This is a genomic window from Bremerella sp. TYQ1 (assembly GCF_020150455.1).
Taxonomy (GTDB): Bacteria; Planctomycetota; Planctomycetia; order Pirellulales; family Pirellulaceae; genus Bremerella; species Bremerella volcania_A.
Genome location: NZ_CP083740.1, coordinates 543,065 through 560,551 on the forward strand (window position 1 = coordinate 543,065; position 17,487 = coordinate 560,551).

Consider the following 17,487-nt stretch of genomic DNA (forward strand, 5'->3'; position numbering starts at 1 on the left):
TCACTCCAGGTTCAGTGTCGCGTCGAGGTTAAGCAGAACATTGGATAGTGCCGTCCAGGCAAGGTCTTCATCACCTGAAGTCAGTTTCAAGTAGTTGCTAAAGGATGCCTGAAGTGACGCAATTTCCTTGACGGTCGCCTTCCGACCGGTGCAGGCCTGCCAAGCCCATGCAAGCTGCTGGGCGTTGGTGTCGCCAGATTCACGAACTCGCTTGCCGAATGCTTCGGCAGAGGCCACGAATCCCTGCTCATTCAAAGTTACTAATGCCTGAAGTGGTGTGTTCGTTCGCAAAGTGCGGACCTCGCATTGATTACGATCAGCCACATCAAACACCGCCAGCAGAGGATGAGGCGAATTTCGTTTCCAGAAGGAGTAAATCGTTTTCCGACAATTCGACTGTTCGAAGGGAACCTTCATCGGTTTACCATCTTTTCCGCGAACCTCATCCAGAATCACTGGCGGACCTCCTACTGTCGAATTGAGTCGCCCACTGAGCATGAGTGCCTGGTCGCGAACGATGTTCACGGGAAGCCGATATCTAGGGCCACGCGCAAGATGGCGATTCTCAGGATCGGCCACCCAAAGCTGATCGCTCGCGTACGAACTTTGCCGGAATGTACGACTCGTGACGATGAGCTTGATGAGGGCCTTGGTATCCCAGCCAGAACGAATGTATTCCGTTGCCAGCCAGTCGAGGAGGTCTGCGTGGATGGGCTTGGGGCATTGTGTGCCGAAGTTTTCGGGAGAATCCACCAGTCCCGCTCCCCACAGATGCTGCCAAATTCGATTAACGGCAACCCGAGCCGTCAAGGGATGTTCAGGGCTGGTTAGCCACCGGGCGAGCGTCAAACGGTCTTTCGTACCCTCGGGCATCGGGGGCAGGAAGGCGGGAGTCCCCGAATGGACCGCATCGCCGAGCGAATCGTAGACGCCAGCCAATCGTATTCTGGTGTCTTCGGTACGAGATTCCTTCATGACCATGACAGTAGGAGTTGACCGAATAGCTTCTAACAGCTTTGCCTGGCTTGCAAATGTGTTGTCTCGTAACCGCTGGACTTCCTTGGGCAATGCAACGCTTTCGAGAAATGCTAATTGCATCGTGGCCGATTCTGCTGCCGTTCTCGAAGCGGCGGGAACCTGAGCGATCTCTGACGTCGATCTGCGATCGGCAAGTGAGCGAATCTCGTCTTTACTGAGCAGTCGATCGTAAAATCGAAGGTCGTGAAGCTTTCCCTGAAAGCCATCCATCAATGGGCTGCCGCCCAGAACAAGGGGCGCTTTACCGCTCTTTTCCGCACTATCATTGGTGACCGAATGAGTACAGATCATCGACTCACGCGATCCATTGAGCGCCGCCTGGTACGCGAGCCCCTGCATGCGTCCGTCACAGCTGAACGTCACGTGGTACCACTGGCCGACATTCAGTTTCTCGGTCGATCTGAATTCGATGTAGCTATTCAGCCAGCGACAGACGTGCCGAACTCGAATGCTTCCTTCAACGTAGTCGGCCTGAATGCCAGGGCGGTAGCGTTCGGGTTCCTCCACACTCGAGAAGATTGCCCCGTCGACATCGGCTTCCGGTTGGAACCAAAACGAGATCGTCCAGTGTTTGTCACCCGCGCAGAGGGAGATTGGATCGTTCGACTTCTCAATGGAACGACTGCCATCGAATTGAATGGGGCTCTCCGCAAAGCGATGCCGCAGCCCACGCTTTACTCGTACGAATGGGGTATCCTGCCTGAAGAGCGTCGCTTCCCATGAAGCCTGGCTGGCACCCAGGTCCTGACAGGCAAGAGAAAACAGCCTTTCCGACTTGGCAGCTGCGGCTTGAAGCTTAGCTAGCTCCTCACGGTGTTCGTCACCGGGCGCATGAATGTAAGGATGCGACGCCTCTTTCAATGCCGAACCTACTTCCGGAACTTTATCGAAGAACGACAGCAATTGGTAGTATTCGCGATTCTGGATCGGGTCAAACTTATGCGTATGACAGCGGGCACACTGAAGCGTCAAACCCATCCATACCGTTCCTACCGTTTCCAAGCGATCTGTTGCATTCTCAAACTTTGATTCTTCCGGGATCGTGGCACTGCCAGTGTCGTATCGGTGATTCCGCAGAAAGCCAGTCGCGACAAGTGATTCATTGGCGTGACGGTCTTCTATCCAATCGGCAGAATCCCACGCCTGGGTTTGCGGCGGCATCAGGAGATCACCCGCAAGCATCTGCTTGGTCATTTGGTCAAAGGGGAGATTCTGATTCAGATTGCGAACCAGCCAGTCTCGCCATGGCCACATGATGCGATACCCATCGCCTTGGTAACCGTTGGTATCCGCGTAGCGGGCCGCGTCGAGCCATCGCCAAGCTAAGTGTTCACCATAAGCGGATGAAGCCAACTTTCCGTCGACAAATCTCGATATCGCCAGATCTGGATCTCTCGCATATTCAACCGCGAACTGATTGCCTTCACTTGGAAGGACAGGAAGCCCGGTAAGAGTCAAACTCAGCCTGCGAGCAAGTACGTGGGGATCTGCATCGGCACTCGGAGTTAGTTCTTCAGCAGCCAGATGTCGATGGACAAAGTGATCGACTTCGTTTCGCGGCCAACTTGGATCGGAAACGGCGGGCACTTCCGGGCGTTTGGGTGGAACGAAACTCCAATGCGTCTCAAACTTGGCCCCCTCATGAGTCCACCGCCGCAAGATTTCTATCTGGTCGGCGGTTGGCCTCCGCTTCGAGTCAGGAGGTGGCATTACCTCAAACTCGTCTGTGGAAATGAGCCTTTTAAGTAACAGGCTCTCCTCAGGGCTGCCAACTGAGATCGTGGATTGCAGTACATCGTTTGGCAGATCGAAACGCAGGTCTGCTTCGCGGCTCGATTCGTCCGGTCCGTGGCACTCAAAGCAATTGTCAGCCAGGATCGGCCGCACATCACGATTGAAATCGATCTCGTCTGACAAACACTGAACTGCCACTGCGATCACGATTCCTAGCGTAGCGACAGAAATCGTCAAGGCATGTTGGAGTCGACCTGCTCTTCCCTTTGCGTTGCCAAGGGGGCTCATGCAAACTCCAATCCACGCATGGTGCCTGTGCTGCTGGCGAAGGTGTCGGTTTCGATACCGAGTCGTTGAAGCATGCTGACAAACAAGTTCGGCAGTGGATAGTTATTGGACTGATCGAATGCCAGGTGTTGGCCATGTTTGAACCCACCACCTGCGAGGATGACCGGCAGGTTGCGATTGTCGTGACTGCTCGCGTTGCCCATGTTGCTGCCGTACAACACCATAGTGCGGTCAAGTAGCGTATCACCTTGTTCGCTGGTTTGATCGAGTTTGCCGAGCAGCCTTCTCAGGGCCTTCATGTGCTCGGTCTCGATAATTGCCAGTTGTTTGAGCTTTCTCGCGTTTTGCCCATGGTGCGATACGGTGTGATAACCTTCTTCGACGCCTTCGATGGGTGGAACAATGAAGAAGCCCTCCATCATGATCGTCACCAATCGGGTCGAATCAGTTTGCAGCGCAAGACTTGTCAGATCAAACATCAGATCCGCCCGTCCGATGACATCGGCCTGCCCGGCAATATCCTTGGGTGGCTTCGCATCGACGTTAGGCTTAGGCTTCTTTTCCCATTCCTGCTGTCGAACAAGTTGTTGCTCGACCTCGCGGACCGACGTGACGTACTCGTCGAATTTCACACGATCCTCGCCATTAAGTCGCTTTTCAAGGCTCCGGGCTTGTTGCAGCACAGTGTCCATGATGCTTTCGCCATGCCGGAGTTTTCGGACCTGGGCGGCAATCGTGGACGAACTACCGGTTAAGAAGAGCTTCGAGAACACTTGCGACGGACGCGTAGCACCTGGAATTGGCACCCCAGCCCGCGTCCACGAAAGCGTGTCGTTCCCATTGGCACAAAGGGCAAGAAACGGATAGCGAGTCTGACGACCGATGAAGTCAGCCGCATACTGATCGAGCGAAATTGTGTTTTGAAAACTGTTCCCTCCAGGATGCGGAGCGCAAGTGAGAAAGCTTTTCTGGGCAGGGTGTCCCCCATCGACTTCCGGGTGCGATACGCCGCTGAACACGGTCATCTGATCTCGAAATGCGTTCAATTCCTTTAGGTAAGGCGACGGCTTCCAGCCGCGACCGGTCCCCTCGGGGATGAAGTACGGAAGATGTAACCCCAGGTTGTTACAAATGCACACCATTCGACGTGGAACACCGTCGGAATTCCATTTTGGCTGAGCGGCGGAAGCGACAGACGTGGACAACGAGTCGAGAATGGGGAGGGCGAGCGTCACACCAGCAGATCGAAGGAAGGTGCGACGTGATGGGATGGATAAATTCATTGGGGATCGTCTCATTAGGTTATTTGGTGCGGAACATCTCGCTTTGAACGATTGCATGAACCACGGATCGAAGCCCGTGGTCAGTCGGACGGGTGCTCTCGATAATCTGTTCGACTTCGACGCGATCAGCGAACGAAATCGGAGCTCCTGTGGCGTAGGTGACTAGTTTCTCAATCAGGTTTCGCGTCACTTGATCAGGATTCGTAAGCAGGATCTGCTTGAACTCACGCACATCTTCAAAGCGACGTCCGTCTGGCAGTGTATCGGACGAATCGACGGGCAATCCCGTCTTGTACTTGATGGGCACACTCTTGTTGGGCAGGTAGGCGACCTTGATATCAGCCTTCTCAGGATCGATGGCACGATAGCGATCACGCCATCCTCCAATGACATCGAAGTTCTCCAAAGCGACACCGGGCGGGTCAATCTTCTTATGGCAGGTAGCACAGCTGGCACTGCTTCGGTGTTGTTCCAGTTGTTGACGGACGGTCGTTGCTCCTCGAATGTCCGGTTCGATAGCCGGGATGCCCGGTGGAGGTGGATTCGCAGGCGTGCCGACAATCCGCTCCAGGACCCATACGCCCCGAACGACCGGCGAAGTGGTCGTTCCGTTAGCGGTTACCTTCAAGATACTGGCCTGAGTCAAAACTCCACCACGAACTGAATCTTCCGAAAGATCTACCTTGCGAAATTCCATGTCATCGACACCGTCAATCGCGTAATGTTCTGCCAAGCGGCTGTTGAGGATGGCAAAATCGGAGTCGATAACATTCAGAACACTCAGGTCACTGGAAAGCAGTTCCGAGAAGAACCTCCTTGTTTCCTCGCCGAGCGACCACTGCAGAACAGGATTGTGTTCGGGATACAAATCGGAATCTGGTGAGGTGAAATCGAGCTGACGAAGGTCAAGCCACTGATCGAGAAAGTCATTCACAAACCGATTCGACTTCGGATCATCTAGCATCCGTTCGACTTCGCTTCGCAAAACCTTTGGATCGGATAGCTTTCCGTCGTCGGCCAGTTCGCGTAGTTGTCGATCGGGCATGCTGCTCCAGAGAAAGAAGGAGAGCCGTTCGGCCAACGCGTGTTCGTTTAATTCATTAGACTCTTGGCTGGCGGTGGGAAGACTCCCCTGGTGATAAAGAAAGCCTGGCGAGGACAAGATAGCCTTGTAACCGGCTCGCATCGCCGTTTCAAAGTCGTCTCCCTCGTCCAGCCAACGATGGACGAGGTTTTCGAAGAGCTGAACCTCAGTATCCGAAACGGGCCGGCGGTAGGCGATCGGAAGAAAACGCGTAATGAGTCGGGTCGCTTCTGATTTTGGGTGTTTAGGAGCAAACCGCATGGTCGGGTGAAGCGGATCAGGAATGCGATTCCGACGGTAAATTCGTTCTCCCCCGACGCCTTGCTTGGGATCGTACACCCACTGATTACCGGACTCCTTGTTTCGCTTGTCCTTGGGCAATAGCGTCAACCGCGGCTTTGCGATGTCCGACGGCGGCTTCAATAGATGCTCGTTGGGATCTTTGTTGAGCTCAACATCGGGTAGCGGTTCTGTCGGTACGCCTTCCCAGAGTTGCTGGTGCGACTTCGGCGGCCATTGATCAATGATGGGGCCGTCGACTTCCACTGACTGCACGACAACACCGGGCCCCTGGTAGTCCTTTTGTCGAACCTTCAAGTTGGGAACGAATCGCATGTAGGGCAGCGACGACGGATAGATGCGAAAAAATTGTCCTCTCTCGAGACGCTGTTCAAACTCGAATACCTGAGGATCGCCGGTATGTACGGTCTTGTGGCCGAGTAGTGTTTTGGGGACTTCATCGCTCTCGCTGTGTCCCGGTCCGCCGGTGCGAATCGTCAAAGTAATGGGCTCATCACTTCGAATAGCATAGGCCGTTACTTTGACCCGGTACTTTGCGGAATAGGGAATCGTAAAGTGATCCAACACAGCGTTGAGATGTGCGTGCTTTTCGGGAGCGAAGAAAGCGACACCGTCTGGCAAAATGTGAAAGGGCCCTGTTCGGCGATACTCCTCTGTGATTCCATGGGTATCCCTGTAATCCAGCTTCCATTGCTGTTGCTTCGGTTGGGGATACAAAGTGGTTGCTTCGTCGAGTACATCGTCGAGTACTTCCAGATAGGCTTCCATCTGCACCGACGATACATTGAGTGCTGCGCCCACGGTATCGAATCCATCTTGCCTGGCGTCCTTGGGCAGCCGCTCCTGAATGCGAAACGGCTGACCGAGTAGATCGCTGAGAGCTGTTTCGTACTCAACGCGGTTCAATCTGCGGACGACACTACGACCGTCCGTTTGATTTTCCATGCGTACTGCTTTGACCAACGGTAGCTTGAGATGTGCAAGGAACTTCGATTTTTCATCACGTTCCACCTCACCATATTCCGCCGGCGGCATCTCGCCGGCCTCAACGCGGTCGAATACTTTGATCCATTGGCGACGTACCACGGGGTCATTGAGTTCGAACTTCAATGATGACAGATCGAAACTTGCTTCCGCGTCTGATCCCTGATGACAGTCGAGGCAATTAGATTCAACGAAACTACGAATTGAATCCGCTGCATTCGTTGAATGGGCGACGCCCGCTAACAAACTGAAGCAAACAACAATGACTTGACAGAATTGTCGACCGAGAGTCCTCGACATGCGTGCCTCGATTGATGCAGGTAAACGTTTCATTTTAGGGGCTTCTTAGGTTACTTCTCTAACATCGGAGCGACGCTCCGCCACGTCGGACCAATTCGCAATTCGTCAACAATGCATGGGGTACTACTGTTGGAGCTAAGTAAAACACGATCGAGATGGCCATTGAGAGTGACACCTCGCGACACCACGTGCCAAGTTGCAGGCTCCGCGAATCCAAGGACGTCGTCTTCCCCATAAACACGGAAATAAATCTCGTCTTCACCGTTCTTCGTCGAGATGATCTTTCCGATCCACAGCGTGGTCTGTTCCGCGGGAAGTTCGATCGGACTGACGTGGGCGATGCCGCCCCCGGTATGAATATGTGGCTGGAATCCCGGCCCTTGCCCGAAGCTGATGAATTCGTTGTAGTATTTGGTTGAGTCCCGAAAGGTCAGTCTAAGGCGTTCACGAACGCGTGCTTTCTTCGTAGTTGGTCGTTCGGTTTCCCTTACCATGAAGCTGAAATACGTTACTTGATCCTGATCGAGATCAATCGAATCCTCGAGTGGACGTACGTAATACGCTCCACCTGAGGGAAGCTGAAGCATACCTTGACGGCCACCTGGAACCGGCCAAGTTACATTCATCTGGCCGTGAACAATATTAAAATGATCGGGCGAACTGTCAGATGCCGGGAATGTTAGCTCCTCGCCTTGACGTAGTCGCCAGGGCCCCGCCCACCCTTTACCCTTGGTGGTCTCGTCAAGGGACAGAACACCCGGTTCATAAAAGAAGCCCTCGTAGGCGAACATCCGTTGCGGTTGGGGCTTAGGATTAACTCTCTTGACTACCTCTTCGAATCGGGGCGCGTTCATCGCTACATCTTGAATCGTTCGATCCGACCCTTGAAAACGAATCGCTTTTCCTTCGAGAAGGACATCGGGGGAGTCTCCGCGAACGTACTCGACTTCGCCCTCGAGAACGTGGACTTCGGTATTTCCAGCTTGATCTACGTGAACGGCGAACTCGGTACCGAGGTCTACGAGGGGACTAGCCGGTGTCGTGAGCTCGAATCCGTCAGCGCCGTATTCAGCACGAATGACGACATCACCGTAGCGGAGTTGAGCATGTCCGGCAGAGACAAGAGAAAGCGACGTCTCGCCGGTCATGATGACTTTCGCACCACCATCCAATCGGACAATGGCGGTTCCAGAAACCAAGTTGAGTGTCTGAGGCGTAAGCCGTTTCCCTTCCCCTAAACCCGTTTGAGCCTCCCAGACACAGTCCGACTCGAGAAGCAAAGTGGCAAGAGGAACGCCTGTTTCGTTTTCAGGGAAATTGCCAGAATTCGAGGGGTTCGTCAGATTGCCATTTTGCGTTGTAGCTGTGTACCAGATGGCTACAAACACCACCAACGAAGCTGCGATACTGAGGGACAACCCCAGTAGCCACTGCCGGCCTTGGGCGAATGAATCTCGTTCGGCTGGTGCTTTCGCAGGTCCGCATGCATCTAGCCTTTCGATGTTCCCGACAATTCTGTCCGCGGTGGATCTCTCCTCGTTTGAGATTTCACGCATGATCGAATCGACGCATAATTTTTCATCAAAGGGTTGGAAGATAAGACCCAGCAGTCGGTGTTCCGAAATACGGTCAGCAAGTTCTTCAGCAAACCCAGGTCGGTCGACGATCAGAGACTGCAACTCTGCTACGTCCTGTTCGGATACCTCGCCATCGAGGATCGCGTTGATCAACTCTTCCATTCGCGGCGTCAGCATTTAAGTGGACTCCTCGTGGTTCGGAAAGTCATCCAGAGCCAATTTGCGCTCAACACATTCGTGCAGTTGCTTTCTGATCAGGCAAAGTTCCTTTCTGACGGCACCGGAAGTACGTTTCATGACGTCTGCAATTTGATTCATGGAAAGGTCTTCTTCGTAGCGGCGACGCACAAGTTCACGGGATGACTTCCGAACGTTCTTGAGACACTCTTGGAGAAAAGGAAGGCGATGGTCCTCAAATTGGTCTTCGGCTAACCGCTTCTCCATCTGCCGAGAAATTTCAACCGGAAGGAAACGTGAGTGATAATCGGCCTGACGTTTCAAGCGGGTAGCTTCGCTGAGTGTTTGATAGCGAGCAATGGTGACAAGCCAAGCCCGAAAATCGGTTCCCTTCTTGAACTGTCCGATACTCTGGTACGCCTCAATAAACGTACGCTGAACGATGTCGTCAACGTCCATTCCCGGCATGCTCTTTGAAATTACATAGGCACGTAATATTGGAAGCATTTGCTCGACGATTCGTCGGTATGCGGATTTATCACCGCTTTTTACGGACTCGGCGGCGTCGTTCAGGTCTTGAAGCAAGGGGGTTTCCATTTGCAACACCATGTGCATTTACGAGGTGATTCATAGAAGGATATCAGTACCTGGGAGATTGTTACCAAAAATCTCTGACAGATTTGGTAACGCCAGGCCCCAATAGGGTGCATTGGCTAGAACTGGCTCCCCATGGCAAGGTGCTTCGATGGCAGGAGCTTACGATCCTCCTGGCGATTCTTCCCGCTTCAAGAATCCGATTACCCTTCTATTGGCAACGAGAAAGTATTGTTGCCAAAATGCGGCCCCTGTTAGAAATAATTGTCCAATTCTGCGAATTGCTGGCAGATTTCCTATGAAAGCTTATGACCACTAACACCTCAAAGAGCCACGAAGAGTTCATGCGGCGATTCCTGGAATGCCAACGCGAGTTGCTGCGCTATGTGATGTGCTTTGTGCCGAACTCTCATGATGCTCGTGATATCGTGCAAAACACTGCCGTTGCACTTTGGAAGAAGTACGACGAATTCGACCCCTCGGAACCCTTTCTACCGTGGGCATGTCGGTTCTCACTTCTAGAAGTCAAGTTGTACATGAGACGCGAGAAGAAGTGGAAACACTTTCTTGACGACGAAACCATCGCTAGTCTCGCGATACGCCGAGACGAATTGAGCGATGACTTGGATGAAAGAAGAATTCACCTACGGGACTGCCTCCGCCATCTTTCTGGCAAACAACGATCCATTGTTGAAGGTTACTACTTTAATGACCTCACCGTCGAGCAGCTCTCAAAGAAGTCAGGGAGAAGCGTCGATGCGATCTATAAGGCCCTGCAGCGAGTGCGATCGGTATTGATGGATTGCGTCACAAGGAAACAGGCAGCAGATATGGGGGCCGGGCAATGAACGACGACTTGCAATCTCTCTTCTCTTCTGTTTGTGACAATCGAGCGACCGAGGAAGAATTGGCTCGACTTTCTCGCTTGTTGAGGGAAGACCAGGAAGTCCAAGATCTATTCCTGAAATATGTCGACATCCATGCAGCGCTTGCGGATGAAGCGTTGCCTGTTATTGAGTCGAACATCATTAACTATGCATCGAAATCGGCAGTCGTGAAATCACTCGGCATTGGGTATTCAAAGTGGTTGCTTGCGTCAGCAGCATCCATCGCGATCTTGCTGGGTTTGGGAGCATTGGCATCGTACTCTTTCATTGCGAATCAGAGCGGCAATTCCTCACCACATCCTTATCTGCAAGCTACGCCCATTGCGACGATGCTGCTAGCAGAAAATTGTCAGTGGCTCGAAAAGAGTGTCCGCGAGGGACAACGCCTAGAGGCCGGTCGAATTTCGTTGGAGTTTGGGACGGCCGTATTACGGTTCGATGGAGGTGCCGAGTTGGTATTAATCGGCCCTAGCGAAATCGATCTACAAACACCGTCACGCGTTCAGCTCAACCATGGTGATGTGGTTGTTCGTGCGACGAGCGGTGCAGAAGGTTTTGTCGTCAATACGCCTATCAGTCAAGTCATCGACCTGGGTACTGAATTCGCCGTGAAGGTGAGTCATTCCGGTGCGACCGAAGTTCATGTCCTTGACGGGGAAGTCAGCTATCGTGGCACGACGACCGCAGATGAACTCTCCAAGATACTACGAGCTGGCGAAGGGATTGCAATCGACGAATATGGTCGACCGCGAGCCGTGCCTATGAATTCGCCACGCTTTCTGGAGTTCGTCAATCGCATAAACCCACAGTCACGCTCCGATTTGTTAACCGCCTACGAAGGCTTCAACTATTCGCCCGGCATCCTGCCGCTTGAAAAGAGCACGGTTGGAATTGGCTGGAAAGGCCCTTGGAGGCATCCACATCCAAGGCAGGGACTGATGTCGGGGAATGACCTGTCAAGTGACAACTTCGATATCGTGCACGGCGAGATCAACGTGGCCTGGCCCGTACCGGGTGGTCGACTCGGCATGCTCAAATTGCCATCCACTTCGACGACATACGTACGAGAGTTCGAGCACCCCATCAATCTAGACAGCGACAATGTCACTTACTTTAGCTTGATGACGCAAATCAATGAACCAAGTGACATCGCTGCGGGTGAGTCGACAACGCAACATGCTGATGCCGAAAGAATGTATTTGACGTTTGGATCGTCCGATCACTTTGCCAAGGCCCACATCACGTTTGGCTACGCGGGCAACTTCATCCCCTTTATTCAGCTATCTGGGGGGTCCAAATTTGATAGCCCGGTACAAGTGCCTCAGTCTCAGACGTCATTGTGGATTGGCAAAATCGTTTCAAGGCGAGACGGAGACAACGAAGTCTACCTTCGAGTTTACAACGAATCGGATGTACTCGATTTTGCCGAACCGACAGCGTGGCACGTGGTAAGTCGTAAGGTGCGATTGGGAGGAGAGCTTGATCGCATCGTTCTTCACAGCCAGGGACGAAGTTCACGGATTATCGATGAATTACGAATCGGTCCCACATGGCGATCGGTGGCCCCGATAGCTTCCGATGCGACGCAGGAGACTCAAGAGTGAAGCCATTCATGTACAAGGCCGCATTGACGGAGAAGCACGCAAATCTTCGAGTGCTGATAGCCATCCTGATCGCAATTTGTTGGCTTGGAGTTGCCGACGCCGACGACAGTCCAGGCAAATCGCCACTCCAAGGGCACGCCTTTATACAGCAACATTGCGTTCATTGTCATGATGATTCCACAACTGAAGGTGGGCTTAACTTAGCAGAACTGTCTGTTGACTCTCAAGATGTCGTCAATCTAGCACTCTGGACAAAAGTGCATGACAGAGTCAGCTCGGGTGAGATGCCCCCTGAAGACGAGGAACGCCCAGATCCAGATGCCGTTTCAGAATTTCTTCAACTGACCGCCAAGACATTGAATCAACATTGGAACCAGCGATATCGAACCCATGGGCGTGTCGGTGGACGTCGTCTGAATCCCCTCGAATACGAAAACACAATGCGGGATTTACTAGACGCTCCTTGGTTGCAGCTTAAGGAGATGCTGCCTCCGGATCCAGAAGCACACGGTTTCGACAATATCGCCGACGCTCAAGAAATATCCTATGTGCAGTTAGCTCGGTATTTGGAGGCCGCAGAAGTCGCGATTGACGGTGCCATGCGTTTACGTCCTACGCCTCAACCGATCGTTGTGCGGACTTGGTTTAACGAAGAGGGACGCTATCTGGGGAAAGACTGGAAAGATCGTTACGGCAGTGTGGAGAACCGTCCTGAATGGGTCTGGTTTTACCAGCAACCCAATAGTGCCCAGGCACCTCGACGAATTCGGAACACTTCACCAGGAATTCCTGGATGGTACCGATTTCGCGTCCGTTGTCGTGCAGCACTTTGGGACAAAGGCCAATTGCTTCCACCCGAAAAAGGGCAAGTAGCATGGATTAACACGGGCTCAAAGAGAGTACTTGGAAAATTCGATGTTCCCGAAGGCCCCAACGGAGGCGTCGTCGAGTTCACCACCTGGCAAGGACAGGACGAAACCCTCGAATTCTTCTGCGCAACGTTTGATGATCGTCAGCTATCTCGCAGGACGAAGAAGAAAGACCCTCAATCTCAGCGTGACGCGCACAACGCTTTCATGAAAGAGTATCGAGGGCACGGTATCGCGGTCGATTGGTTTGAAATCGAGGGTCCGTTTGCAACGGAAACGTGTGATGGCAATGCGGAAGATCAGCCGTGGCCCTCGCCGAGCTTTCGACGTCTTTTCGGCGATCTATCGATGGAACCTTGGACCAAGGCAAGTGGCTTGCTCCCTCCGGAGCCTCTGAACTTGCCAGATCTTACAGCCAATAAGCATGGCCTCCGTGACGCGTACCAGCTACCTCCACAAATGATGATGGTGGTCTCGAAGGAGCCTCGTGCTGACGCAGAAAGACTTTTGCGGAGCTTCATGACGCGAGCATATCGACGCACTCCTGACGAATCAGAAGTACAACGTTGCCTGGCGTTTGCGATCGAGGCTATTGATCGCCGAGCATGCTTTCAAGATGCCATGCGATTAGCTTACAAGGCTGTCCTTTGCTCGCCTGATTTCCTCTATTTCCAAGAGGTGCCTGGCAAACTTGATGGCGAAGCCTTAGCGAATCGACTTTCCTTCCTGCTGTGGCGAAGCATGCCAGATGACGAGTTGATGAGGTCCGCCCAAACGGGAGAGCTGTTGACCGACAAGGGGCTTAGGGAACAGTTCTCTCGAATGATTCACGACCCCAAATCGAAGCGGTTCATTCGCGACTTTGCTGGACAATGGCTTGACCTCCGCCATGTTCATGACACGTCCCCTGATCGGTTTCTATTCCCAGAGTACTTTTGTGACAATCACCTCGTTGATTCGTGCGTTGCGGAAACAGAAGCGACGCTCGAAGAGATGATTCTGCGGAACCTACCGATCCGCACGGTCGTCGATGCGGACTTTGTGTTGATCAACGAACGACTTGCCGAGCTATACGACATCGACGAAGTAAAAGGACTGGCAATTCGCCGCGTCAGTTTGCCGCCAGATTCTTTACGAGGAGGCCTTCTAACGCAGTCTAGCGTGATGAAGGTTACGGCAAACGGTTTGACAACATCTCCCGTCCTGCGGGGTGTTTGGGTCATGGACAGAATTCTGGGGACACCACCGTCTCCACCGCCACCTGGTGCCGGCTCGATCGAGCCTGATACGCGAGGCGCTGTAACGGTTCGCGAGCAACTCGCCAAGCACAGCCAATTGGAATCGTGCGCGAGCTGTCATGCCGCGATCGACCCGCCTGGGTTTGCGTTAGAGAACTTCGACGTCATGGGTAAGTGGCGAGATCACTACCGAAGTATTGGCGAGGGAGAAGAAGTCGACATCAAAGTGGCACTCCGAGATGTGAAGTACAAACGCGGCTTGCCTGTCGATGCCTCCGGGGTCACTCAGGATGGATTTCCGTTTCAGGACATTTACCAGTTCCGCACGTACCTGTGTGGTCAACAAGAGCAGCTTGCTCGAAATTTAACCGAACGGTTTCTGGTATTCGCCACCGGTGCCGGGATCTCATTTGCGGATCGTCCGATCGTTGAAGAGATCCTGAAACAGAATTCCGAGGCAGGATATCCCATCCAGTCGCTTCTTCAGGATGTCATTCTCAGCGAACCATTTCGCTCCAAATAACCAAAGTAATACCTATGAATATCCTATCGTCGAAACCGCTCATTGATCGTCGCTCCGTCCTGCGTGGCTTGGGCGTTGGACTTGTGTTGCCAATTCTCGATGCGATGACACCGGCCTGTCGGTCGGAAGACGCATTTGCCGAAACACAGCGTTTCATTGCCATCCAAACGAATCAAGGCATTTTGCCCCGCTACTTTTTTCCCGAAGGGGTTGGCCAAGATTACAAGGCCTCTCCCTACTTGGAGATACTCGAACCCTTTCGCGATCGAATGACGGTCTTCTCCGGCGTCTCTCATCCCGAGGTCGATGGCGGACACTTCGCGGAGCAATGCTTTCTTACTGCGGCTCCTCATCCAGGTAGAGGCGGATTTCGCAATTCAATCTCTGTCGACCAATTTGCCGCCGAGCGGATCGGTCATCTGACCAGATTCCCATCGTTGGCGTTGTCTGTCGGAACTCGGCAGAGCCTTTCGTACACCCAGTCAGGCGTTCAAATTCCTGGCGAAGAATCGCCCTCTCGCTTATTTAGAAAGCTGTTCGTCCAAGGATCGCAAAAGGAAATCGAAGCACAGATCGCCAAGCTTCGACAAGGTCGCAGCATTTTGGACTCGGTCGGCGAAAGAGCACGGGAGTTGGAGAAACGAGTTGGAGCATCCGATCGAGACAAGCTCAATCAGTTCTACACTGGCGTCCGCGATTTGGAGAAACGGTTGCACAAGAGTGAGCAGTGGGAGAAAGAGCCTAAACGCCAGGTCGAGATGTCGCCCCCACAGGATTATGACGATCCAGGAGCACTGATAGACAGAACACGTGCCATGTATGACTTGGCCCGTATCGCGATTGAAACCGATTCGACAAGGATTATCTCGCTATACATCTATCAAAATAGTGCAAAACCCAATATCGCTGGTGTGGATACTGGAACCCATCCTCTCACGCACCATGGCAACCAGCCCGAAAAACTGGAGCAACTTCGTCGGATTGAATCGGCTCAATTCCAGGAACTGGCCGCATTGCTCCGAGGACTTGACGAGCGACAGTCGAGTGGCAAATCGCTGCTGAATCAGACATCGGTTATCTACGGGACCTCTCTAGGCAATGGCAATTCCCATGCAAATGACAACTTGCCTGTGTTGATCGCGGGAGGTGGCTTCCGGCATGCCCAGCACCTTGCGTTAGGTGGGACGCACGACTATCCGTTGCCCAACTTGTTCGTAAGCGTATTGCAGAGAATGGGTATCGACACCGATCGTTTTGCTAGTAGCACCGGCACCATGAAGGGATTGGAGCTGTCATGAATCTCGGCCGGAACGTCATAAGAACTTGCCCCTTGGCTTTGTTGCTCTCTTGCGTCGTGCTGACTGCTGCCCATGCTCAGATCCCAGCACCGCAGGGCGATGTAACGAAGCTCGCAGGTGGCTTTCGGTTCACGGAGGGCCCCGCTTGGGACGGAGTCGAGTCCTTGTACTTCTCGGATATGCCAAGTGGTGCCATGCATCGCTGGAATGGATCCGATGGTTTAACACTGGTTAGACAAGCCCGCCACAATTCCAACGGGATTGTCGTCACTCGCAAAGGCGAGTTGCTGTTCTGTGAGGGCGGGCGGCGAATTGTATTGCGTCAGCTTGACGGCAAGGAAAAGGTTGTCGCTGATCAATGCGAAGGGCGCCCTCTCGGTATGCCCAATGACTTATGGATGTCGCCCACGGGAATCGTGTACTTCACGATACCCATGATCAAACCGAATCAAGCAGATCGATTCCCTGAAGATGCTTTGAGTGGAACCGTGTGTGTTCTATCGAGTGATTTCACACAGGTCCGCGAGGTAGGGTTCGGCCTCAAGAACGCCAATGGTATCGTCGGCAGCGCTGATGGCAATCGACTCTATGTAGCCGATCCACGTGCGCAAAAGTGTTATCGCTACCAGGTCGGGGCTGATGGGAGTCTTTCTGATCAACAGGTTGCCGCAGCACGTTTCTCAGATGGTCTCACTTTGGACGAGCAGGGAAATCTTTATACAACTTCCAACGAAGGCATCCGAGTGTTCTCTCCAGCGTGTGAGGAAATCGCACTCATTGAAACGCCCGAGATTCCCTCGAACATGACGTTTGTCGGACGTGATGGCCGTACGTTATTCATCACAGCCCGGACGAGCCTCTACGCAGTGCGCATGAACGTCTGTGGCGACTTTACCACTCAAAACAACAACGAAAGTCTGAAATGAGTCGCTGGCCAGGTATTTCTCAATTTCAAATGAATGGACAGGTGGCAATCGTCACTGGTGGGTCAAAAGGGCTCGGAGAAGCAATGGCCGCCGGCTTAGCGTCCGCAGGGGCAGACTTGCTTCTCGTTAGTCGAAACGAAAGCGAAGCAACGGCCGCGGCAGAACGAATTGCGGGGGAGTATCCCGTAAAGGCAGTTGGCATGGCGGCGGACGTTTCCATTGAAAGCGATGTCAAGTCGATCGTCGAACGCTGTTCTCTTGAATTTGATCGCGTAGACGTCCTTATCAACAACGCTGGAATCAATATCCGGGGTGCCATCGAAGATCTTAGTCTTGATGAGTTCCGCAAGGTTCAAAGCATCAATGTGGACGCGATGTGGCTTTGCATCAAACATGTCGTGCCAATCATGAAACGACAAGGTTATGGCCGGATTATCAATATGGCCAGCACGTTGGGTTTGGTGGGACTTGCCAATCGAACACCGTACGCAACCAGCAAAGGCGCGGTTGTGCAGATGACCCGAGCGTTGGGGCTGGAACTTGCTCTCGACAAAATAACGGTCAACGCAATCTGTCCCGGCCCTTTTCACACTCCGATGAATATTCCCATCGCGGAGACGGAAGAAGCCAAAAACTTCATCGTCGGCGCGACAGCCGTCGAACGCTGGGGCGAGATGAAAGAGATTCAAGGCGCGGCTTTGTTTCTCGCCAGTCCCGCTTCGTCCTACGTCACCGGTAGCATGCTTACGGTTGATGGAGGTTGGACGGCTCGCTAATTGGCAC

At 53.0% G+C, this 17,487-nt stretch carries 11 protein-coding genes; 6 read left to right on the forward strand and 5 right to left on the reverse strand.

Going from position 1 to position 17,487, the window contains the following annotated elements:
* The 5 genes from LA756_RS02060 to LA756_RS02080 form a co-directional block, all read right to left on the reverse strand.
* Positions 1–3,060, reverse strand: coding sequence for a DUF1553 domain-containing protein (locus LA756_RS02060; RefSeq protein WP_224438227.1), 3,060 nt, complete (start codon positions 3,058–3,060; stop codon positions 1–3).
* Positions 3,057–4,343 (reverse strand): DUF1552 domain-containing protein, encoded by a 1,287-nt coding sequence (locus LA756_RS02065; RefSeq protein WP_224438228.1) that lies wholly within the window; start codon positions 4,341–4,343, stop codon positions 3,057–3,059. The genes LA756_RS02060 and LA756_RS02065 overlap by 4 nt, the downstream gene beginning before the upstream one ends.
* Before the next feature lie 19 nt (positions 4,344–4,362).
* Entirely contained in the window at positions 4,363–6,837 is a 2,475-nt protein-coding gene (locus LA756_RS02070; RefSeq protein ID WP_261362076.1) for a DUF1592 domain-containing protein, read from the reverse strand.
* Positions 6,838–7,061: 224 nt separating this feature from the next.
* Positions 7,062–8,765 (reverse strand): FecR domain-containing protein, encoded by a 1,704-nt coding sequence (locus tag LA756_RS02075; protein WP_224438230.1) that lies wholly within the window; start codon positions 8,763–8,765, stop codon positions 7,062–7,064.
* The gene (locus tag LA756_RS02080; protein ID WP_224438231.1) at positions 8,766–9,380 is read right to left on the reverse strand and encodes a sigma-70 family RNA polymerase sigma factor; all 615 of its coding nucleotides are present in this window, start codon (positions 9,378–9,380) and stop codon (positions 8,766–8,768) included.
* A gap of 287 nt (positions 9,381–9,667) precedes the next feature.
* Between LA756_RS02080 and LA756_RS02085 the strand changes: the two genes are divergently transcribed.
* The 6 genes from LA756_RS02085 (at position 9,668) to LA756_RS02110 (ending at position 17,480) form a co-directional block, all read left to right on the forward strand.
* On the forward strand, positions 9,668–10,207 hold the full coding sequence (locus LA756_RS02085) for a sigma-70 family RNA polymerase sigma factor (RefSeq protein WP_224438232.1): 540 nt from the start codon (positions 9,668–9,670) through the stop codon (positions 10,205–10,207).
* Positions 10,204–11,850: a FecR domain-containing protein gene (locus tag LA756_RS02090; protein WP_224438233.1), complete on the forward strand. Its 1,647-nt coding sequence runs from the start codon at positions 10,204–10,206 to the stop codon at positions 11,848–11,850. Before LA756_RS02085 ends, LA756_RS02090 begins: the two co-directional genes overlap by 4 nt.
* Before the next feature lie 143 nt (positions 11,851–11,993).
* Positions 11,994–14,480: a DUF1592 domain-containing protein gene (locus LA756_RS02095; protein ID WP_224440456.1), complete on the forward strand. Its 2,487-nt coding sequence runs from the start codon at positions 11,994–11,996 to the stop codon at positions 14,478–14,480.
* 14 nt (positions 14,481–14,494) lie between these two features.
* Positions 14,495–15,778 (forward strand): DUF1552 domain-containing protein, encoded by a 1,284-nt coding sequence (locus tag LA756_RS02100; RefSeq protein WP_224438234.1) that lies wholly within the window; start codon positions 14,495–14,497, stop codon positions 15,776–15,778.
* Between the two features lie 164 nt (positions 15,779–15,942).
* Entirely contained in the window at positions 15,943–16,704 is a 762-nt protein-coding gene (locus LA756_RS02105; RefSeq protein ID WP_261362077.1) for an SMP-30/gluconolactonase/LRE family protein, read from the forward strand.
* Positions 16,701–17,480 (forward strand): SDR family NAD(P)-dependent oxidoreductase, encoded by a 780-nt coding sequence (locus LA756_RS02110; RefSeq protein ID WP_224438236.1) that lies wholly within the window; start codon positions 16,701–16,703, stop codon positions 17,478–17,480. The genes LA756_RS02105 and LA756_RS02110 overlap by 4 nt, the downstream gene beginning before the upstream one ends.
* Positions 17,481–17,487: the final 7 nt, after the last annotated feature.